The organism is Microlunatus sp. YIM B11417 (genome assembly GCF_059617205.1).
Window position 1 is genome coordinate 134,830 of record NZ_JCAMPJ010000011.1, and the last position, 20,261, is coordinate 155,090.

Below are 20,261 nucleotides of genomic sequence, written 5' to 3' on the forward strand. Positions count from 1 at the left end.
TGTCTCTACCTTTCATTGCGGGATTCAGCCCTTCACGGCTCCGGTCAGCACGCCCTTCGCGAAGTGGCGCTGGATGAACGGGTACACGCACAGGATCGGAATGATCGAAATCATCAGGATGGCCATCTGGATCGAGGTCTGCGGCGGCAGGATCTCCTGCCCGACGCCGAGGTCCTGACCGCCGATCTCGACGCCGTTGACGACATAGGTGCGCAGCACGAGCTGCAGCGGCCACAGACTGCTGTCGTCGAGATAGAGCAGGGCGCTGAAGAAGCTGTTCCAGTAGCCGACCCCGTAGAAGAGGCCGATCACCGCGACCACGGCCTTCGACAACGGCAAGCCGATGTGCCAGAACAGTTTCCACTCCGTCGCGCCGTCGATCCGGGCCGAGTCGATGACCTCTCCCGGAAGCCCGACGAAGAAGGCCCGGACGACGATCACGTTGAACGCGCTGACACAGGTCGGGACGATCACCGCCCACAGGGTGTCCAGCAGGCCGAACTGCTGCACGGTGAGATACATCGGGATCAGGCCCGGGTTGAACAGCAGGCTGACCAGGACCAGGAGCAACAGCGCCTTGTTGCCGATCGTTCCGCGCCGGCTCAGCGCCCAGCCGAGCGTGCAGGTGAGCAGCAGGGCGATCGCGGTGCCGACCGTGGTGATGAAGGTGCTGTTCAACAACGCCTGGGTGACGGTGCCGCCGGCGAAGATCGAGCGGTAGGCCGACAAGTCGATCCCCTGCGTCGGGAAGAGGACGAAGCCGCCGGACCCGACGACCTCCTCCGGTTTCGCCAGGCTGGTCGAGATCACCCCGATGAACGGGAAGATCACCAACCCGCAGATGACGAAGAGGAAGATCGCCTTGATCACCCGTTCGGGCATCCGCGGCATCACCATGCCACCGACGAGCACCTGACGGCGTTTCCCTTGTGCACGGGCAGGCCGTGCAGCAGTGAGCTGGGTCATCCCTTGTACACCCCCTCTTCACCGAACTTGTGCGCGATCTTGTTGGCCAGCAGGACGAGGGTCAGGGCGACGATGCTCTTCACCAGGCCGACCGCGGCCGAGACGCCCCAGTTCCCGCCGATGATCCCGTTGTTGTAGACGTAGGTGTCGAGGACCTCGCTCGCATCGACCCCGACCGCGGACTGTTGCAGGATGATCTGCTCGAAGCCGACCGTCAGCGAGTCGCCGAGCTTCAAGATCAACAGCAGGATGATGATCGGCTTCAGGCCGGGCAGCGTGACGTGCCAGGTCTGCCGCCACCGGCCGGCCCCGTCCACCGCGGACGCCTCGTAGAGCGAGCGATCGATCTGGGACAGCACGGCCAGGAACAGGATGGTCGCCCAGCCGGTGTCCTTCCACATCACCTGCGAGGTCAGCAACGCCCGGAACGCCTCGACGTTGCCGATGATGTTGATCGCCTCGAAGCCGTTCATCCGCAACCAGTTGTTGATCATGCCGGTGCCGCCGAGCACCTGCTGGAACACAGCGACCACGATGACCCAGGACATGAAGTGCGGGACGTAGATGATGCTCTGCACCAACTGGCGGAGCCGGTTGGACAGCAGGCTGTGCAGGACCAGGGCCACGACGATCGGCGCCGGGAAGACGATCACGGTCTGGATCGCGGTCAGGATCAGCGTGTTCTGGACCGCGTTCAGGAACGCGGGGTCGCCACTGGCGATGATCTTGAAGTTCTCGAAGCCGACCCAGAGGCTCTGTTCGACGCCGAGGTAGGGCTGGTAGTCCTGGAACGCGATGACGTTGCCCCACAAGGGGTAGTACTGGAACGCCAGGATGATCAGCATTCCCGGAATCGCGAGCAGGAGTACCGGATAGTCACGCCGTAATCGCGTGAAGATGGAGAGTCTCCGTATTTGGGGCGGAGGATCCACTACCGCCTCGGGTCCGCGTGTTCGGCGGGCCGGTCGGGCGAGATCGACCTCGGTCACGAACGCTCCTTTGGGTCGGCCGGCAAAAAGTGATCGATCCACTTTCTGACGGGGAGGCTAATCGCGGCTCGCGCGGTGCGTCAAGGCTGTGGCCAACGGTTGCCATGGTTTGCCATCGGATCGTTGCGGACCGGTGTCCGAACTCGGCGTGATGCCCGAAAACCCAGTCCGACAAGGGTTCTGTGGAGCAGGCCTGAGATCGCGGGCGAGCCGTTCGAACCGCGGGACAACCTTGACCACCGACGACCGTGAGGCCAGTCCGCGGACTGGTCCGGTCATGGGACAGCGTTGTCCGTTCATTTTCTTGAACCAGGTCTGGATTTGTTTCGGATTACCGTACGATCGGTGGATCGATCACTTTCCTGGTTACGGATAAGGGAAAGTTTCTCCGACGGATCAGCGCCTCGGTTGCGCAGCATCAGCGGAAGCCCTGTCCACCCAGTGATACTGTGACTCGGCATGCGGGCGGAATGAGGAGGACACTGTGGCGGCTTCAGGGCCGAGTAGACCGGCGACGATCCATCAGGTGGCGCGGTTGGCCGGGGTCTCCCACACGACGGTCTCCCGGTACCTGCAGGACAAGGAGAGTCTGAAGCCGACCACCCGGGTCAAGGTCGACTTCGCGGTGAAGGCGCTGGACTACCGGCCGAACCTGGTGGCCCGCTCGATGCGGACGCGGCGGACCAACCGGCTCGCGATCGTCCTGCCGTCGAGCCCGCGCCAGTTCCCGGGCCGGTTGCTGGCCGCCGCGGCCGAGACGGCACACCAGGCCGGGTACCAGGTCGAGATGGTCAACGTCGAGGGCAGCATGCGCGCCCGCGCCGCCAGGATCGACGAGTTGGCCAGGTCGGGCCAGGTCGAGGGCATCCTGTCGATCTCCTCGATCGACGTCCGCAACAACGCGGCCGGAATCCCCATCGTCTCCACCGGCACGTACGACGAGGGGCTCCGCGGCCTGGGCGAACTGGCCGACGCGACCGAGATCCGGGAGATCATCGAACACCTCGCCGGGCTCGGCCACCGGGACTTCTTCCACGTGGCCGGACCGAAGACCTTCGCGTCGGCCCGGAACCGTCGCAGCGTCTACCTCGAGACCGTCGAACGGATGGGGCTGCGCTCGGTCGGCGTCCACGACGGCAACTGGTCCGCCCAGGCCGGCTTCGACGCGATCACCAGCCTTCCCGACGACTGCGGCGTCACCGCCGTCGTCGCCGGCAACGACGTCATCGCCATGGGCGTGGTCCGCGGCGCACTCTCCCGCGGCTGGCGGGTGCCGGACGATCTCAGCGTCTTCGGCTGGGACGACGACGAGATGGGCCGCTTCGCGACCCCGTCCCTGTCCACGGTCTCGGTGAACCGCGAGGCGCAGGGCCGCGACGGGATCCTGCAACTGCTCGCCGAGATCCGCGGCGAGCCGAAGCCCGAACCGACCACCCGCGCGATCAACAAGGTCATCTACCGCGAGTCCACCGCCCCACCCCCCAAGAAAAGATCCCGCTGACCGGTCACCCAAGCTGGCGTTCTGTCGGCGTGTCGCTGCACCAGTGACGTGTCGGCGAAGGGGGTTGGGGGGGGTGCGGCGCCCGGGCAGGCGGACGCGTCCGCCCAGCAGGTACGCGGCTGAGCGGCGGTCTCGGTCAGCATCGAGTGGACCCCTTGACCTGGAGTTCCGCGACCGGCGCGGTCGAGGCGTCCGCTCGACGTCGTCCAGGGTCGGGCCGGGGCGAGCGCGATTCAGCTCGAGGATTTGATCTTGTAGCGGTGCAGCTTGGTGCCGGGGAAGCGCCAGGCGTGTACGGCGTCGGTGACCGTCCAGACCAGGCGGGGGCTGGACCAGGACTGGGACGGCTTGTTGAGCACCCAGCCGCCGCCGAGGGTCACCACCGCGTGGCCGAGCTGGCCGTGCTCGGTCCAGACCAGGACGGTGCCCGGTTCGTGATCATGGCCGGTCCCGCGGACCGGCTCGGTGGCCTGGTCCAGCCAGGCCTGGAACGGTTCGCGGACCACCCGTACCTTCTCGGTCCCGGGCACCCCGGCCGCCGCCAGGACGTTGCCGAAACAGTTCGGCCCGGAGCCGGCCGGCTCGAACGTGCCGGCCAGCCGCTCGGCCTCCGGCAGCAGTGGGCGGGCGGCACGCCAGACGTCGGCCGGCACCTCCGGGTGCCGGCTCGGCCGGATGCCCGACTCGATCCAGCGGAACATCGGTTCGTCGCCCTCGGCGGCGAGTTCCGACGGCCACAGCAGCCGGGCGGTCTTCGGTCGCATCGTCCGGCGCCGGGCCGCCAGCAGGGCCCGCCGGTCTCGGACCGGCAGCGCGGCGAACTCGGCCTCGTCGAACCAGGCCCAGTCGCCGCCGTACATGAAGAAGGTGTCCCGCCACTCCGCGGTCGGCTCCACGGTCCGGACCGGGATGCCGCGCGCGAGCTCGGGGTCGACCAGGGCGATCGGAAAGGCCTGCCGACTCGGAGCGAACCAGCCGCGCCAGCGACGGACCAGGGCTGGGTCCACCGCGATGCCGACCACGTCACGCTGAGTCACCCGGCCAGCCTTCCGCACCAGGCCGGCGGGCGCGACCGGGTTTCCGCCGGGCCAGCCGCGAGCCCGGAAGCGGCATCGGCCAGGATGGGGCCATGGCGAACTTTCGGGCGACGACGGCTGACGGCCGGGTCATCGAGGAGATCACGCCGGAGACGCTGCGGCCGCTGCTCGCGGGCGGCACCGGCTCCGTGATCATGGAAGGGCCGGCCGGCCAGGTCGCGCGGGCCGAGGCCGCCGGCGACGGCGGCTGGCTGATCACGATCACGCCGGGTCAGGACGGCTCGGGCGAATCGGCGACCGTACCCAACGGCGATGCGGCGTTCGACGCCCTGCGGTCCTGGGCGGCCGACGACGACTGGTGGCGCGAGGCCTTCACCTGGACCCCGCTGCCGTGACCGTCCGGCTGATCGCCACCGACCTGGACGGCACCCTGCTCCGCGACGACCTGTCGGTGAGCCCGCGGACCCGGGACGCCCTGGACGCCGTCCGCGCCGCCGGGATCGAGGTCGTCCCGGTCTCGGCCCGGCAGCCGCGGGGCATCCGGATGATCGCCGAACAGGCCGGCTTCACCGGCTGGGCGCTCGGCGGCAACGGCGCCCAGTGCCAGCACCTGACCACCGGCGAGGTGCTCTTCGAGGCCCACGTCGACGTGGCCGTGCAGCAGGCGGTCGCGGCGGCGCTGGCCGAGCGGGTGCCCGGGGTTCTTTTCGTGAGCGTACGGGCCGGCGGCGAGGTCTTCGTGGCCCAGGACGGGTACGCCCAGCTGGCCCACTTCGAAGATCACAAACGCGATCCGGCGACGATCGGCCGGCACACGCTGACCGACGTGCTCGCCGAGCCGAGCCTGAAGTTCGTGGTACGGCACGCCGAGCGACCACCGGCGGAGTTGATCACGGACGTCCGCGCGCTCGGCCTGGACGGGTTCACGGTCACCCACTCCGGCGCGCCGTTCGTCGAGATCCTGGCCGACGGGGTCAACAAGGCCTGGGCCGTCGCGAAGCTCTGCGAGCACCTCGGCATCGACCGGGCCGAGGTGCTGGCCTTCGGCGACGCCCCGAACGACGCCGAGCTGCTGGCCTGGGCCGGCCGCGGCGTCGCGATGGCGAACGCGCATCCGGAGGCGCTGGTGGCCGCCGACGAGGTGGCCGGCAGCAACAAGGAGGACGGGGTCGCCGCGGTGTTGGAGCGGCTGCTCGACGACCTCGCCCGCTGAGGGCCGCGGCTCAGCCGTCGAACACCCGGGTCAGCTCCCAGCGGTCCCGCGGCTGGGCGTGCAGTTCCGGGTAGACCTCGGCGATCTTGGCCGGGTCGAACGCGGTGCCCGGCTCGACCACGTCGGTGATCACCACCGACGCGACGTGGAGCCCGGCCGGGCCGTACTCCGCGGCGAGCAACTCGGCGTAGACCCTGGCCGCCGCCTTGCCCAGGGACAGACTGGCGTACTCGGCCTTCACCGCCGGCATCCCGCCGGTGATCAGGATGCTGCCGCTGCCACGCTCGGCCATCGCCGGCCCGAGCTGCGTCGCCGCCGTGGCGAGGCCGACCACGTTGACGTCGAGCGTGGCCAGCAACTCGGCGGCCGACAGCTCGCCGACCCGGTCGGCGCGCAGCCGGGCGGCGTTGTAGACGAGCACGTCCGGCACTCCGTGCTCGGAGACGGCGCGGTCCAGCGCGGCCCGCAGCCCGGCCTCGTCGGTGCTGTCGGCGCGGAGCCCGAGCACGGCGGCTCCGTGCGAACGAACCGCGGCCGTCGTCTCGTCGACGGTCACAGCCGACCGCGCGATCACCGTCAGCGCGTAGCCGTCGACGGCGAACCGTTCGGCCACGGCCCGGCCGATGCCGGGTCCGGCGCCGATCACGACGGCAGAGGGTGCGGGCATGGTGGCCCCTTTCCGGATCGAGAATCCTGTCGAACCGGGCAACTCGGGCGGCCCGCCTGGCTATTCCAGGCTCGCCTCAGCTGTCGGGAAAGAGCTGGCCGGCCAGCCGCACGGCCTGGGCCCGGTCCCGCAGCTGGAGCTTGGCGAACAGGTTGTTGATGTGGGTCTTCACGGTGGCGACGCTGACGTACAGCTCGTCGGCGATCTCGGCGTTGTTGCGTCCGTCACCGATCAGCCGGAGAACCTCGCGTTCCCGGCCGGTCAGCTCGGCCAGCCGCGGATCGGCGGCTGGTTCGGCCGGACCAGGCTGCCAGCCGGACAGCAGCCGGGCCGTGACGGTCGGCGCGAACGTGGCCTGGCCCCGGGCGACCGAACGCAGCGCCGCGGCCAGGTCGTCCCGGGAGGCGTCCTTGGTCAGGTAGCCGCGGGCCCCGGCCCGCAGCGCGTCGCCGATCGAGGCGTCGTCGTCGTACGTGGTCAGCACCAGGACCGCCGTCTCCGGTCGGTCGGCGAGGATCCGGGCCGTCGCCGCGGCGCCGTCCAGGACCGGCATCCGCAGGTCCATCAGCACCACGTCGGGCCGGTGCTCCGCCGCGAGCGCGACCGCCTGGGCCCCGTCGCCGCCGGCCGCGACGACCGTGACGCCGTCCAGCAGCGAGAGGACCGTGACCAGCCCGTCGCGCACGATGTCCTGATCATCGACGACGATCACCCGGATCGGTGTTTCCGTCATCCGGCTCCTCCGCTCCACTCGGCCGAGACCACCCAGCGGTCGCCGCGACGGCCCGCCGTCAGGGTGCCGCCGATCTCCGCGATCCGCTGCCGCATGCCGGGTACGCCGAGCCCGCCGCCGGTGCCGGACAGTTCATGATCATCGTCGACGTCCAGGCCGTTGATCAACTCAAGACGAACCTGGTCGCCGAAGATCACGGTGATCACCGAGCGGCTCCCGGCAGCATGCTTGTTGATGTTGGTCAGCCCTTCGCGGCAGACCGCGGCGAACGCGCCGGCGACCGGTTCCGGCACCGGCCGGGGCTCCCCGACCACGTCGAACTCCACGCCGAGCTGGAGCCCGACCGGACCGCGGGCCACGGCGGTCAACCGCTCCACAAGATCGACAACGGCGGTGCCCGGGTCCGCGGCGATCGCGGCCGGGTCGCCGTCCCGGAGCTCCCGGACCGCCAGCCGGGCCTCCCGCAGCCCCTCCACGGCGAGCCGGCGCGAGGTCCGGATCCGTTCCGCGGCGGCCGCCGGATCCCGGCCGTCCGCGAGCAGCGCGTCCGCCGCGTCCAACTGGACGACCAGCCCGCCGAGCGAGTGGGCGAGCACGTCGTGCACCTCGCGGGCGATCCGGTTGCGTTCCTCGAGGGCGGCGGCGCGGGCCGCCTCGACCCGGGTGCGTTCGGTCTGGGCCAGCACCTCGAGGCTCCGCTCCTCCAGCTGCCGGCTCCGCTCGATCAGCTCCTGATCCTGCCGCCGGCGCAACAGCCGTTGTCGGCGGCTGTAGCCGAGGACGCCGACCAAGATCACCAGGCCGGCCGTCCACAGCGGCTCGCGCTGATCCGGTCCGTAGGACGCGGCCGCGACGACGATGATCACGCCGGCGGCGGCGACCAGCGGAATCGCCACCCGGAGGGTGATCTCGGGCTTGCCGAGCAGGTTGAAGGCGGCGATCCCGTACAGCACCCAGCCGACCGCGGCGATCTCGAAGCAGAGCGCCGCGCCGGCGAACAGGGCGACCGCGGTGATGATCACCCGGGCCGGGATCGGCAACCCCCGTTCGGCGATGACCATCCCGGCCAGCGCCACCAGGCCGACGATCCCGGCGATCGCCGTCGGCAGTGAGCGGAACAGCCCGTCGAAGGCGACGAACGCGTACCCGATCGCGATCACCAGTGCCAGCCGGAACAGCGTGCCGAGCGGCTCCTCCCAGCGGGAGACCGCTCGTACGCCGTGGCTGCCGGTCACGCCCACCGACCCTACTCTCAGCCGACCCGGGCCGGATCCCGATCGGCGGCCGCCGAGGACTCGGGCAACTGGGCCAGCCGGCGAGTGACGACGAGCGCCTGGACGCCCTTGACGATCGCGACCATGACGAAGATCAACGGAGTGCTCGCGGCGAGCTCGGCACCGTTCACGTGGGCCAGCACGGCCATCCCGATCCGGAACGCGATGAAGCCGAACCAGATCGCGAGCCCGGCCCCGGTGAGCCGCGAGCCGAACCGTCCGCCGCGCCGCTCGATCCGGGTCAGCCGGCCCATCAGCAGGCCGCCGATCACGCCGACCGCCAACTCCAGCAGGATGCTCAGCACGTCGAGTGCCCCGGGATGCATGGCGCTCAGCAGCCCGGCCGACTGGACCGCGGTCAGCACCGCGACCCCGAGCAGGACCACCGGCATCAGCACCAGCCGCCGCGGATCGACCGGCTGCCAGCGCAGCTGCCGGTACGAGATGAAGATCAACAACGCGACACCGAGGAGTACGGAGATCACAGTCGTCATGGCGAGGACACCCTTTCCGATCAAGGAATTCGATGCCTCGAGTCTCGAAGAATGAGCCCCGCTCCCCCACCGCCCCCAGGTGGAGATCCAGGTGGACTTCCCTCCACCCACCCCCCCCACCGATCCACGCCAGCCGAACCGGTTGGACGGGACGGATAGGGCGGGCTGAGGGCGGAGGAACGGGACCGGACCGGGGCCGGATGGAACAGACGGCCGGAGTTCCCACGGAACGGGCAACCCGAGTCCGAGATCCCACGGAACCCTGACCCGTGACCCAGGAACGCGCGCCGCTTCGGATCAGGCGCACTCACGCAACGGCGCGCCGGACAACAGCCACAGATCACCAGCGGTCGAGGACCGACCCGGGCGCCCTCCGAGACCGCGCTGAAGTTCGCCCGCCCGAACGCGTCTCAGCGGACGGTCAGGCAGGCGGAGCGATCATGATCAACGCTCGGCTCAAGCCCGTTCTCCCCACACTGCGCACACGTCGTGGTGGGGTTCGGGGGTCTTGGGGTGGGCGCGCGGACGTGGACGGGCCTGGCGGGAGGCCGCATCGCAGTGTCGCGGCAGCGGCACCCAGACCATCGCGGCCGGATGGTTGTCCGCGCGCCTACCCCAAGACCCCCGGACCCCACCACGACACCCAGCAGATCAGTGCGCCGCCTCATGCCAGGAGCGGCCCAGCCCCACCGAGACGTCCAGCGGGACGCTCAGGTCGACGGCGTGGCTCATCTTGTCCTCGACCAGGGCGATGGCGGCGTCGCGTTCGCCCGGCGCGATCTCGAAGACGAGTTCGTCGTGCACCTGGAGCAGCATCCGGCTCCGCAGGCCTTGATCGTCGAGGGCCTGCTCGACGTCCAGCATGGCGATCTTGATGATGTCGGCCGCGGACCCCTGGATCGGGGCGTTCAGCGCCATCCGCTCCGCCATCTCGCGGCGCTGCCGGTTGCTGCTGGTCAGGTCCGGCAGATAGCGCCGGCGGCCGAGCAGGGTCGCCGTGTATTCGGTGCGCCGGGCGTCGTCCACCAGCGAGCGCAGGTAGTCGCGGACTCCCCCGAACCGCTCGAAGTACTCGTCCATCAGGCCCTTGGCCTCGGACACCTCGATGCCGAGTTGCTGGCTCAGCCCGAACGCGCTCAGCCCGTACGCCAGGCCGTAGTTCATCGCCTTGATCTTGGCCCGCTCGGCCTGGTTGACCGAGTCCGGCTCCACCCCGAACACCCGCGCCGCGGTCACGGTGTGGAAGTCGGCACCGGACTTGAAGGCGTCGATCAGGCTCTCGTCGCCGCTGGCGTGCGCCATGATCCGCATCTCGATCTGGGAGTAGTCGGCGGTCAGCAGCGTCTCGTACCCCTCGCCGACGACGAACGCCTCCCGGATCCGGCGGCCCTCCTCGGTCCGGATCGGGATGTTCTGCAGGTTCGGCTCGGTGCTGGACAGCCGGCCGGTGGCCGCGATCGTCTGCCCGTAGGTGGTGTGGATCCGGCCGTCGTCGGAGATCGACTTGAGCAGGCCCTCGACGGTCTGCCGGAGCCGGGTCGCGTCCCGGTGCAACAGCAGCTGGGCCAGGAACGGATGCTCGGTCTTCACGTAGAGCCCCTGCAGGGCGTCCGCGTCCGTCGTGTAGCCGGTCCGGGTGCGGCGGGTCTTCGGCATCTTCAGCTCGTCGAACAGGACGGTCTGCAGCTGCTTCGGCGAGCCCAGGTTGATCTGCTTGCCGAGGATCGAGAACGCCTCCTCGGCCGCGGCCGCCACCTTGGCGCCGAATTCACCCTCGAGCCCCTCCAGGTGATCGACGTCGACCGCGACACCGGTGCGTTCCATCCGGGCCAGGGTCCGCTGCAGCGGCAGCTCGACCTCGCGGAGCAGCATCGTCTCGTTGCGCTCCTCCACCTCCGCGTCCAGCGCGTTGGCCAGGTCGATCACCGCGTGGGCCCGGATCATCGCCGCGTTGGCCGCGGTCTCCGCGCCGGAGTCGTCGTCACCGAAGTCCAGCGTCAGTTGATCATCGGGCTCCGCGGCGGCGTCCTCGGCCCGCAGCTCCCGCTTCAGGTACCGCAGCGTCAGGTCGGCCAGGTCGAAGGTGCGCTGATCCGGCCGGATCAGGTAGGCGGCCAACTGCGAGTCCGAGGTGAGCCCGGCCAGTTCCCAACCGCGGGCCCAGATCGCCAGCAGCGGGCCCTTCGCGTCGTGGATCGCCTTCGGGCGGTCCGGGTCGCCGAGCCAGGCGGCCAACGCCGCGTCATCGGCCGGGTCGAGCTCGGTCACGTCCAGATACGCCGCCGCGCCGTCACCGGCCGCCAGCGCGATGGCCCGCAGATCGCCGGTGCCGGCCGTCCAGTGCCCGATCAGGTCGACGCCGGTCCGGTCCCCGGTCGCGTGCGCCGCCAGCCAGTCCGCCAGGGCACCCGGTGCCAGCCGCTCGCCTTCGACCTCGAAACCGCCCTCGGGCGCGGTCTCCTCGGCCGGCAGCGTCTCCAGCAGCCGGTCCCGGAGCACCCGGAACTCCAGCCCGTCGAACAGCTGGTGGGTGGCCTCCCGGTCCCAGTCGCGACGGAGCAGGTCGGTCACCGTGATCGGCAGCTCGACGTCGGTGACCAGCGCGTTCACCTGCCGGTTCCGCCGGACGTCCTCGATCCGCTCCCGGAACGCCTCCGCCGCCTTGCCCTTGATCTCGCCGGCGTGGACGAACAGGTTCTCCAGGCCGTCGTAGTTCTCCAGCCACTTGGCCGCGGTCTTCGGCCCGACCCCGGGCACGCCCGGCAGGTTGTCGCTGGACTCCCCGACCAGCGCGGCCAGCTCCGGGTAGCGCTGCGGCGACACGAAATACTTCTCCTGCACCGCCTCCGGCGTCATCCGGGCCAGGTCGGAGACGCCCTTGCGCGGGTAGAGCACAGTCACGTGGTCGGAGACCAGCTGCAGGGCGTCCCGGTCGCCGGTGCAGATCAGCACGTCGAAGCCCTCGGCCTCGGCCTGCTTGGCCAGGGTCGCGATGATGTCGTCGGCCTCGAAGCCCTCCTTGTCGACGTGCGCGATGTTGAGGGCGTTCAGCACCTCCTTGACCAGGTCGACCTGGCCGCGGAACTCGTCCGGCGAGGTGCTCCGGTTCGCCTTGTACTCGGTGTAGAGCTCGGACCGGAACGTCTTCCGGGACACGTCGAACGCCACCCCGAGGTGGGTCGGTTGCTCGTCCCGCAGGACGTTGATCAGCATCGACGTGAAGCCGAAGACGCCGTTGGTGTGCTGGCCCGTCTTGGTGCTGAAGTTCTCCACCGGCAGCGCGAAGAAGGCCCGGTAGGCGACCGAATGGCCGTCGATCAGCAGCAGGCGCGGGCGCTCGCCCGCCTCGGCGGGGGCGGACGCTGCGGGTTCGGTGATGGTCGACACGCAGGCGACTCTAGCGACAACCTCGGACAGTCAGGGCGGTCAGGCTGAGGAGTCGTCGTGCGCCGGCAGCCGGACCCGGCGATCGGCCGCCGCGATGGTGTCCGGGCGATGCGCGATCAGCAGGGTCGCCCGGTCGGCGGAGCGCTGCAGGAACTCCATGATCACGGCGTCCGCGTCCGGGTCGAGCGAGGCGGTGGCCTCGTCCAGCACCAGGACCCGGGGGTCGCGGAGCAGGGCCCGGGCCAGGGCGACCCGGGCCCGCTGCCCGCCGGAGAGCCCGGTGCCGTGCTCGCCGACCGGCGTGTCCAGGCCGAGCGGCAGCGCGCTCTGCCGGTCGAGCAGCCCCGCGGACCGGGCCGCGGCGTTGATCATGGCCTCGGTCGCGCCGGGATCGCCGAGGACGAGGTTGGAGCGGATCGTGCCGCGCAGCAGCGGCGAGGACTGCGGTACGGCCGCGACGGCGGCCCGGAGTTCGTCGTCGCCCAGCCGGCGCAGGTCCGTCCCGTCGATCCGGACCGAGCCGGCGTCGGGGTCCCAGAGCCGCAACGCGAGCCGGGCGGCGGTCGTCTTCCCCGCTCCGGACGGCCCGGTCAGGGCGACCGTCTCGCCGGGACGTACGTGCAGCGTGAGGCGGTGCAGCACGGGCCGCCCGGGTTCGTACCCGAACGACACCTGATCGAGGACGAGCCCGGCCTCGGCCCGTACCCCGCCACCCGCACCGGGCTCATGATCGACGACGGCCGGCGGCTCAGCGAGCACGCCGGTGATCCGTTCCGCCGCCGCGCGCAGTGTGCCGGCGTTGCGGAGCAGGTCGGCGATCTGCGCGGCCGGTCCGAGGCCCGCGACGGCGACCGCGACCGCGAGCGGGATGTCGGCGGCCGAGATCCCGGTCCGGTCCACCACCACGATCAGGATCGCGCCGAGGGCCGCGAGGGCGAGTGTGCCGTCGGCGATGCCCCGTTCCGCCCCGAGCCGCGCCGCCTCGCGCACCTGGAGCCGGGCCTGGGCCCGGGTGTCCTCGGTCAGCCGGTCCAGCTGCCGGTCCAGCGCCTGCGCCCCGGTGAGCTCCCGCAGCCCGCGGATCACGTCGAGGAGGTCGGCCCGGAGGGCCGCGGCGCCGGCGGCCAGGCGCTCGCCGTCGCGACGTGCCCGGGCGCCGGTGAGCAGCGGGACGACGACGCCGACGACGAGGAGCGGCAGCCACACGATCAGCAGCAGGGGGTTCAGGGACGCCGACACGACCACGCCGACGACCAGGATCAGCAGGGCGCTGAGGGTCTGCGCCGCCGTGTGCGCGTACAGCCATTCGAGGGTCTCGATGTCGGCCATCACGGTGGTGGCGAGGTCGCCGCTGCGGTGCGACCGGCGGCGCGAGGGCAGCGCGCGCCGCAGGACGTCGAACACCCGGCCCCGGAGATCGCCGATGATGCGGTAGGCGAGGTCGTGCGCGACCCAGGACTCCCGCCATGCTGTGAGCGCGGCCAGGACCGCGAGCCCGCTGAGTCCGCCGGCCAGACCAGGAAGCGGTACGGGCGCGCCCGCGACGACGCGGCCGACGGTGAAGGCCAGGCCGAGCGCGATCCCGAGGACGGCCAGCTGGGTGACCACGCTCCACAGCACGGTCTCGACGAACAGGGCGCGCCGCTCGGCGATGATCGGCAGCAGCCGGAGCACGGTCCTCATCCGGTCCCTCCCGCCAGCGCAGCCCGTGCCGACGGCGGGCCGTCGCCGGTGTCGGCGATGCGCCCCTGATCCAGCGCGATCCACCGGGTCGCGTGGGTACAGGCCGTGTCGCGGTGCGCGATGAGCAGCTTGGTCCGATCGGGTGTCGCCGCCGCGACGGCGTCCATGACGCGCCGTTCGGTGTCGAGGTCGAGGGCGGAGGTGACCTCGTCGAACACGAGCACCGGAGCTGCCGACAGCAGTGCCCGGGCGATCGCCAGCCGTTGCCGCTGGCCGCCGGAGAGCTGTTCGGCGTTCTCGGCCAGCACGGTGTCGTAACCGTCGGGAAGCCCGCCGATCACGTCCCGCAGCTGGGCGGTCTCGGCGGCGTGCTCGACCTCGGCAGCGGTCGCATCGGGCCGGTAGAGGCGGAGGTTGTCGCGGACCGTCCAGGCGAAGAACACCGGGTCCTGCGGCACCACGACGACGCTGCGGCTGCGGGCCTGGTGGGTGTAGCCGCGCAGGTCCGTACCGTCGATCCGGAGCCGGCCCGACGCGGGGTCGACGTCGCGCTCGAGCAGCCGGGCCAGGGTGCTCTTCCCGGATCCCGACCGGCCGACCACGGCGACGGTCTCGCCGGGAGCGATCCGCAGGGTGAGGCCGACGACGCCGCGGTCCGTTCCCGGATAGCGGTAGCCGACGTCGTCGACCTCCACCGCACCGCGCCCGGCGGGCTCGGTCCGGGTCCCCTCCTCGACGATCCCGGTCGGGTACGAGAGCAGCCGGTCCAGCCCGTCGACCGCGGTCAGGCCCAGATAACCGGCGTGCCAGCTCGCGCCGAGCTCCTGCACCGGGCGGAAGCACTCGCGCGCCAGCAGCAGGACGGTGACGGCGGCGGCCTCCGGACGGCCGCCGACGACCGCGGCCAGGGCGGCGATCACGGCCAGGACGGTGCCCAGGTGAACGGCCAGGGCGCTCAACCCGGTCTCGACCAGCGACAACCGCAACTGCGCCATCGTCGAGCGGCGCAGCCCCTCGGCGTCGTCGGCCAGCCGGGCGGCGGTCCGGCCGGCGGCGCCGAAGGTCCGTAGCAGCGGGATGTTCTGCAGGGCCTCGACATAGTCCGAGGACAGCCGGGCGAACCGTTCCCAGCGCTGTCTCCCGTTGCGCAGCAGCCGGGCGTCCCAGGCCCGCGGCGCGATCACGGCGATCGCCGCGGCGCCGGCGAGCACCAGCCCCGCGGTGAGCGAGTACGTCAGCGTGACGGCCACGACGGCCGCGGGCACGACGAGCACGACGACCAGCTGCGGCAGGTAGCGGGTGTAGTAGGCGTCCAGGCCCTCGACCCCGTCGATCACCGTGGCGGCGGCCTGCCCGGAGTCCCGTTCGGCGGCCGGCACGGCGGCCAGCCGGCCCAGCAGGCGCCGGCGCAGCCGGATCCTTACCGCCGCGCCGGCGCGGGCCGCGACCGGCTCCCGGACCCAGATCAGCAGCCCGCGAGCCGCGGTGACGGCGGCCAGGGTCGCCAGGGCCGGCCACGGGTCGCCCGGGCCGCGGACCAGGGCGGCGATCACCGAGCCCGCGGTGATCGCGAAGGCGACCTGGAGCGCGGCGATGAGGATCCCGATCGCGGCGAGCCCGAGGACGGCGCCCGGGACGGCACCGGCGAGTTGCAGCAGACGGCGGTGGATCACGGCTCAGAAGGCGTCCGGGTAGAGCTGTTCGGCGATCCGCCGGACCACCGAGACATTGCCGAGCGTGCCGGGGAACATGTCGGACGTCGAGACCGCGATCAGCCGCCCGTCGCGGACCGCCGGCAGGTCCGGGAACGTCGTGGTCAGGTACTTCCGGGTCGCGGCCTCGTGCTGCTCGTCGTACGCGGCGAACACCAGCGCCTCCGGCTGCTCGGCGGCCAGCGACTCCGGCGTGATCGTGGCCGCGAAGAACTCGGCGAACGCGGGCTGGTCCGGTGCGTAGACGTTGTCGGCGCCGGCCTGGCGCAGGATGTCGTACTCGACGCCGGCGCCGATCGCCTGCAACGTGGTGCCGTCGACGTACACCTGGGCGACCCGCAGCCGGTCCACCCCGGCCACGGCCGCGGCGACCTGGTCCAGCTCGGCCTGGCTCGAGGCCACCAGCTCGGCGGCGGCGTCCTCGACCCCGAAGATCCGGCCGAGGTGCTCCAGATCGGCGAACAGGTCCCGGACCTCGCCGGTCATCCGGCGTTCCTGGCAGCCCCCGCCCGCGACATAGACGGCGGCGCCGGCCTGCTCGAGCTGTTCGATGCTGGCGAAGCCCTGTTCCGCGGTGAACTCGTAGGTGGTCGGCGCATAGACGAAGTCCGGTTCGACGGCCAGCAGGTCCTCCCGGCTCGGCGGCTTGACGCCACCGATGACGGGTACGTCCTTCGCCAGCGGGGCCACGTCGTCGGGCAGGGCCTGCGCCGTGGCCTGGGCCTGCCCGGCCAGCCGATCGGCCAGGCCGAGCCGCAGCATGAGTTCGGTCTGCGCGGGATGCATCCCGACCGCGGCCTCGGGGACGCCGTCGACGACGACCTCACGGCCGCAGTTCACCAGCCGCACCGCGGCGGCGGCGCCACCGCTCGGTGCCGGAGGAGCCGTCACGGACGACCCGCAGCCGGTCAGGAACAGGGTCCCGGCGGTGAGGACGACCGCGGCGCGGACGAGGGCGCGAGGAACGAGGATCATGGGCGGACACTGCTTTCTGTGCGGATCGGCCGACCGCCGGCAGCGGCGGCGCGGCGGTGGAAGGCGAAGACCGGCTGGTCGCGATCGCCCAGGATCCGGACCTCGACCTCGAAGATGGCGCTGATCAACTCGCGCGTCAGCACCCGGGTCGGCGGGCCGTCGGCGATCACGCGGCCGGCCGCGAGGACGACGACCCGGTCGCAGTACTGCGCGGCGAGATTCAGGTCGTGCAGCGCGGCGATCACCGTACGGCCGAGGCCCCGGACGGTGCTCATCAGTTCGTGCTGGTGGCTGATGTCGAGGTGGTTGCTGGGTTCGTCCAGCACCAGCACCGGGCTCTGCTGGGCCAGCGCGCGGGCGAGCATGACCCGCTGCCGCTGCCCGCCGGAGAGGGTGGCGACCATCCGGTCGGCGAGGTCGGTGATCTCGGCCCGGCGCATCGCCTCGTCGACGATCCGCAGGTCCGCCGGCGTGTCGCGCCCGAACGAGGCGTGGTGCGGGGCCCGGCCGAGCAGCACCGTCTCCTGGACGCTGAGGTCGAAGTCGGTCGGCGGGTCCTGGAGCATGACCGCGACGGCGCGGGCCGCCTGCCGACCGGTGAGCCGCCGCACGTCCAGCCCGTCGATCCGTACGGTTCCCAGCCGCGGCGCCAGGACCCGGTAGAGGGTACGCAGGAGCGAGGACTTCCCGCTGCCGTTCGGCCCGACCAGCCCGACCACGGTGCCCGGTTCCACCGCGAGCGACGCGTCCCGGACCACGTCCCGCCCGCCGAGGGTGACGGTGACGCCGTCGAACTCGACCTTCACCGGCCGAACCCCGCCCGCTCAGCACCGTCGCGCCGCATCAGCCACAGGAAGAAGGGGGCGCCGACGAAGGCGGTCAGGATGCCCAGCGGGATCTCGGTGGGCGCCGCGACCGTACGGGCCAGCAGGTCCGCGATCATCAGGAACGACGCCCCGCCGAGCAGCGTCACCGGAAGCAGCCGGCGGTGGTCCGCGCCGACCGCGATCCGCGCGACGTGCGGGACGACCAGGCCGACGAACCCGATCCCGCCGGCGACCGAGACGACGGTGCCGGTCAGCAGCGAGGCCACGACGAGCAGTACGCCGCGCAGCCGGGACGCGTCGATGCCCAGCGAGACGGCCGACTCGTCACCGGTCATCAGCGCGTTGAGCGAGCGGGCCAGCAGGGCCGCGATCAACGCGGCGACCAGCACCGCGACCGCGGGGCCGACCAGGCTCGCCATCGTCGCCGCCGACACACTCCCGAGCAGGAAGAACAGAACGCTGACGACGTTCTGCGCATCGGTGGAGATGGTCAGGTAGCTGGTCACCGCGCTCAACAGGGTGCCCAGCGCGACGCCCGCGAGAATCATCCGGGTCGGCGACAGCGCTCCGTTCTTCCGGGCCAGCGCCCACACGCAGCCGCACGCGGCCAGTGCGCCGCCGAACGCGGCCAGGTTCAGCGACAGCCCGCCCAGCACCGCCGAGCCGAAGACGATCACCAGCACCGCGCCGACGCTCGCGCCCGAGGACACGCCCAGGATGTACGGCTCGGCGAGCGGGTTCCGTACCGTCACCTGCATCAGGGCCCCGGCCAGCGCCAGCCCGGCGCCGGCCAAGCCCGCCAGCAGGGCCCGCGGCAGCCGGAACTGCCAGACCGCCTGGTCCTGCAACGGCGTCAGGGATCCGTCCGCCATCCACGGCATCCCCGGCAGCAGGTGCCCGACCACCAGGCGAGCCGCCTCGACCGGGCTCACCGCGACCGAGCCGACCGCTCCCGAGATCACGACCAGCACCATGGTCGACAACGTCAGGACGACGCACAGCAGTGCGGTCCGACGGGCCAGCCGGACCCGGACGTCGGCGGCCCTGCGCAACCCCACCGAGGGCACCTGGGCGTCCATGATCACCAACGAAAGCTAACTGATAATGATTCTCATCTGCAACTCGCTGGTCCGCTCCCGGAATCTGCCCAGAATCTGCCATCGTCCCTGGCTACCCTTCTGGAATGACCGCTGCGCTGCCCGACTGGGTGACCACGCTGTCCAGTGCGCTGGACGGACGCATGGGACTGGAACTCCTCGAGGCCTCCCCCGACCGGGTGGTCGGCCGGATGCCGGTGACCGGCAACACCCAGCCGTACGGGCTCTGGCACGGCGGCGCCTCCTGCGTGCTCGCCGAGACGCTCGCCTCGATCGGTGCGTCGGCGCACGGCCTGCCCGACAAGGTGGCCGTCGGGGTCGACCTCAACGCCACCCACCACAAGGCGGTCCGGGAGGGCTGGGTGACCGGCACCGCGGTCCCGCTGCACCGGGGTTCCCGGATCGCGACCTACGAGGTCGTCCTCACCGACGACCAGGGCACGCGGGTCTGCACCGCCCGGGTCACCTGTCAGCTGATCGCCCGGCGGGAAGGCCCGCCGGCATGACCCCCCGGACCGCCGCCTGGCTGCTCGCGCTGCTGGCGGTTCCGGCCAATCTGGCGATGCTCTTCGTCGCGCTGGTGCTGAACTTCCAGCTGTCCCGGTCCGCCGCGGCGATGGCCGAGGCGACCAAGGGCAAGTTCGTCGGACTGGTCGCCCTGATCGGCCTGGCCGCCGCGATCGTCGGCCTGGTGGTGAACCGGCGCCCCGGCGAACCGATCCGGCGGGCCTGGCTGGTCACCGGGATCGCGCTCGGCTGCGTCCTGGTCGCACTCGCGATCACCCTGCTGGTCCCGACCGGCTGACCGTTGGGCCCAGGGGCCCAGGCGGGTTGGGCCTCCGGGCTCAGGCGCCGGGGCGCGGGTCCGGCCTAGATTCGGACCATGATCAACTCTCGGGTACGGGCAGCCGCGGCGGGACGGCCCCACACGGCCCGCGTCCTCGAGTACGTGGGCGTGGTGGCCCTGGCCGTCGTGCTGGTGATCGGCATCGCGCTGGCCGGCTGGCGCAGCGAGCTCCGGGCCCTGACGAGCCAGGCCTTCTGTTCCCTCACCCCGCAGCCGGGGTGCGCCGACCGGTCCCCGGACACGCCGTGACCGGCCGGGTACCGCGGCTGCCGCTGCTGCTGCTCGCCGTGGTGATCACCACCGTGGTCACGGCCTGCCAGCAGGCCCCGGAGCCGGTCCCGCCGCCGGAGGTCCGGCCGGAGGACTATCTGATCAGCGTCGGCGACCTGCCGAAGGACTGGCGGCCGAGCAACGACCCGAGAACCGGCTACCGGACCCAGGTCTGCGGGGTCGATCTGGAACCGTCGGAACCGGCCGCCACGGCCAGTGCCCGGTTCTCGATGGGGCCGTTCGGCCCGTTCGTGCAGCAGTACGTCCGGCACTACGCCGACGACACCGCCGAGCAGGTGATCACCGGCCTCGCCGGCCAGGTCCCCGGCTGCGCCTCCTACGTCGCCACCGGCACCCGGGAGACGAAGAGCGCCACCTTCCTGATCAAGCCGCTGCGGTTGGACTCGGCCGGCCCGGGGGTCGTCAGTTGGCGGCAGAGCCCGGACACCGATCCGGGACTGATCACCGACCTGGCCTTCTTCCGCCGCGGCAACACCATGATCGTCTTCCTCTCCTACAGCCTGCGGCACGACCCCGACCCGAGGGTGCTCGAGCAGGCCATCGCCGCCGTTCCGAAGTAGCCCGACCC

At 71.6% G+C, this 20,261-nt stretch carries 20 protein-coding genes; 7 read left to right on the forward strand and 13 right to left on the reverse strand.

Translation table 11 applies throughout. From position 1 onward, the window contains the following. Positions 1–24: 24 nt before the first annotated feature. Together AC6CCG_RS31120 and AC6CCG_RS31125 are read right to left on the reverse strand one after the other, a co-directional pair. Positions 25–897 (reverse strand): carbohydrate ABC transporter permease, encoded by an 873-nt coding sequence (locus tag AC6CCG_RS31120; protein ID WP_496658716.1) that lies wholly within the window; start codon positions 895–897, stop codon positions 25–27. A 65-nt stretch (positions 898–962) separates the two neighbouring features. After that, a complete protein-coding gene (locus AC6CCG_RS31125) occupies positions 963–1,811 on the reverse strand; it encodes an ABC transporter permease (protein ID WP_496658717.1) in 849 nt (282 codons plus the stop codon). Between the two features lie 670 nt (positions 1,812–2,481). Here AC6CCG_RS31125 and AC6CCG_RS31130 point away from each other — a divergent pair. Then, positions 2,482–3,456, forward strand: a complete 975-nt coding sequence (locus tag AC6CCG_RS31130; RefSeq protein WP_496658718.1) for a LacI family DNA-binding transcriptional regulator — start codon at positions 2,482–2,484, stop codon at positions 3,454–3,456. Positions 3,457–3,689: 233 nt separating this feature from the next. On the opposite strand, the gene AC6CCG_RS31135 is transcribed toward AC6CCG_RS31130, so the two are convergent. Further along, positions 3,690–4,493, reverse strand: a complete 804-nt coding sequence (locus AC6CCG_RS31135; RefSeq protein ID WP_496658719.1) for a hypothetical protein — start codon at positions 4,491–4,493, stop codon at positions 3,690–3,692. A 92-nt stretch (positions 4,494–4,585) separates the two neighbouring features. On the opposite strand from AC6CCG_RS31135, the gene AC6CCG_RS31140 reads away from it, so the two are divergent. Both AC6CCG_RS31140 and AC6CCG_RS31145 read left to right on the forward strand, forming a co-directional pair. Continuing rightward, a complete protein-coding gene (locus AC6CCG_RS31140) occupies positions 4,586–4,888 on the forward strand; it encodes a hypothetical protein (RefSeq protein WP_496658720.1) in 303 nt (100 codons plus the stop codon). Next, positions 4,885–5,706 carry a Cof-type HAD-IIB family hydrolase gene (locus AC6CCG_RS31145; RefSeq protein WP_496658721.1) on the forward strand — a complete coding sequence of 274 codons (822 nt, stop codon included), beginning with the start codon at positions 4,885–4,887 and terminating at the stop codon, positions 5,704–5,706. Before AC6CCG_RS31140 ends, AC6CCG_RS31145 begins: the two co-directional genes overlap by 4 nt. 10 nt (positions 5,707–5,716) lie before the next feature. Here the strand turns inward: AC6CCG_RS31145 and AC6CCG_RS31150 are convergent, their stop codons facing one another. From AC6CCG_RS31150 to AC6CCG_RS31195, 10 genes are all read right to left on the reverse strand, one after another. After that, the gene (locus AC6CCG_RS31150; protein WP_496658723.1) at positions 5,717–6,373 is read right to left on the reverse strand and encodes an SDR family NAD(P)-dependent oxidoreductase; all 657 of its coding nucleotides are present in this window, start codon (positions 6,371–6,373) and stop codon (positions 5,717–5,719) included. A gap of 76 nt (positions 6,374–6,449) precedes the next feature. Then, complete coding sequence (locus AC6CCG_RS31155) at positions 6,450–7,106, reverse strand: response regulator (RefSeq protein ID WP_496658724.1); 657 nt, start codon at positions 7,104–7,106, stop codon at positions 6,450–6,452. Next, positions 7,103–8,341, reverse strand: coding sequence for a sensor histidine kinase (locus tag AC6CCG_RS31160; RefSeq protein ID WP_496658725.1), 1,239 nt, complete (start codon positions 8,339–8,341; stop codon positions 7,103–7,105). Before AC6CCG_RS31160 ends, AC6CCG_RS31155 begins: the two co-directional genes overlap by 4 nt. Before the next feature lie 17 nt (positions 8,342–8,358). After that, a complete protein-coding gene (locus AC6CCG_RS31165; protein WP_496658726.1) occupies positions 8,359–8,874 on the reverse strand; it encodes a CcdC protein domain-containing protein in 516 nt (171 codons plus the stop codon). A 651-nt stretch (positions 8,875–9,525) separates the two neighbouring features. Beyond that, complete coding sequence (gene polA, locus AC6CCG_RS31170) at positions 9,526–12,261, reverse strand: DNA polymerase I (protein ID WP_496658727.1); 2,736 nt, start codon at positions 12,259–12,261, stop codon at positions 9,526–9,528. Positions 12,262–12,300: 39 nt separating this feature from the next. Continuing rightward, entirely contained in the window at positions 12,301–13,944 is a 1,644-nt protein-coding gene (locus AC6CCG_RS31175; RefSeq protein WP_496658728.1) for an ABC transporter ATP-binding protein, read from the reverse strand. Next, on the reverse strand, positions 13,941–15,617 hold the full coding sequence (locus AC6CCG_RS31180) for an ABC transporter ATP-binding protein/permease (RefSeq protein ID WP_496658729.1): 1,677 nt from the start codon (positions 15,615–15,617) through the stop codon (positions 13,941–13,943). Before AC6CCG_RS31180 ends, AC6CCG_RS31175 begins: the two co-directional genes overlap by 4 nt. A gap of 3 nt (positions 15,618–15,620) precedes the next feature. Then, the gene (locus AC6CCG_RS31185) at positions 15,621–16,631 is read right to left on the reverse strand and encodes an ABC transporter substrate-binding protein (RefSeq protein WP_496658730.1); all 1,011 of its coding nucleotides are present in this window, start codon (positions 16,629–16,631) and stop codon (positions 15,621–15,623) included. Beyond that, positions 16,628–17,437, reverse strand: a complete 810-nt coding sequence (locus AC6CCG_RS31190) for an ABC transporter ATP-binding protein (protein ID WP_496658731.1) — start codon at positions 17,435–17,437, stop codon at positions 16,628–16,630. Before AC6CCG_RS31190 ends, AC6CCG_RS31185 begins: the two co-directional genes overlap by 4 nt. Then, entirely contained in the window at positions 17,434–18,537 is a 1,104-nt protein-coding gene (locus tag AC6CCG_RS31195) for a FecCD family ABC transporter permease (protein WP_496658772.1), read from the reverse strand. Before AC6CCG_RS31195 ends, AC6CCG_RS31190 begins: the two co-directional genes overlap by 4 nt. 104 nt (positions 18,538–18,641) lie before the next feature. Here AC6CCG_RS31195 and AC6CCG_RS31200 point away from each other — a divergent pair, with 104 nt between their 5' ends. The 4 genes from AC6CCG_RS31200 to AC6CCG_RS31215 all read left to right on the forward strand — a co-directional run bounded on the left by AC6CCG_RS31200 (position 18,642) and on the right by AC6CCG_RS31215 (position 20,253). Next, on the forward strand, positions 18,642–19,061 hold the full coding sequence (locus tag AC6CCG_RS31200) for a PaaI family thioesterase (protein WP_496658732.1): 420 nt from the start codon (positions 18,642–18,644) through the stop codon (positions 19,059–19,061). Beyond that, positions 19,058–19,360 carry a hypothetical protein gene (locus AC6CCG_RS31205; protein ID WP_496658733.1) on the forward strand — a complete coding sequence of 101 codons (303 nt, stop codon included), beginning with the start codon at positions 19,058–19,060 and terminating at the stop codon, positions 19,358–19,360. The genes AC6CCG_RS31200 and AC6CCG_RS31205 overlap by 4 nt, the downstream gene beginning before the upstream one ends. A gap of 78 nt (positions 19,361–19,438) precedes the next feature. Then, positions 19,439–19,651, forward strand: a complete 213-nt coding sequence (locus AC6CCG_RS31210; RefSeq protein ID WP_496658734.1) for a hypothetical protein — start codon at positions 19,439–19,441, stop codon at positions 19,649–19,651. Continuing rightward, complete coding sequence (locus tag AC6CCG_RS31215; protein ID WP_496658735.1) at positions 19,648–20,253, forward strand: hypothetical protein; 606 nt, start codon at positions 19,648–19,650, stop codon at positions 20,251–20,253. Before AC6CCG_RS31210 ends, AC6CCG_RS31215 begins: the two co-directional genes overlap by 4 nt. The last annotated feature ends 8 nt before the right edge of the window (positions 20,254–20,261 follow it).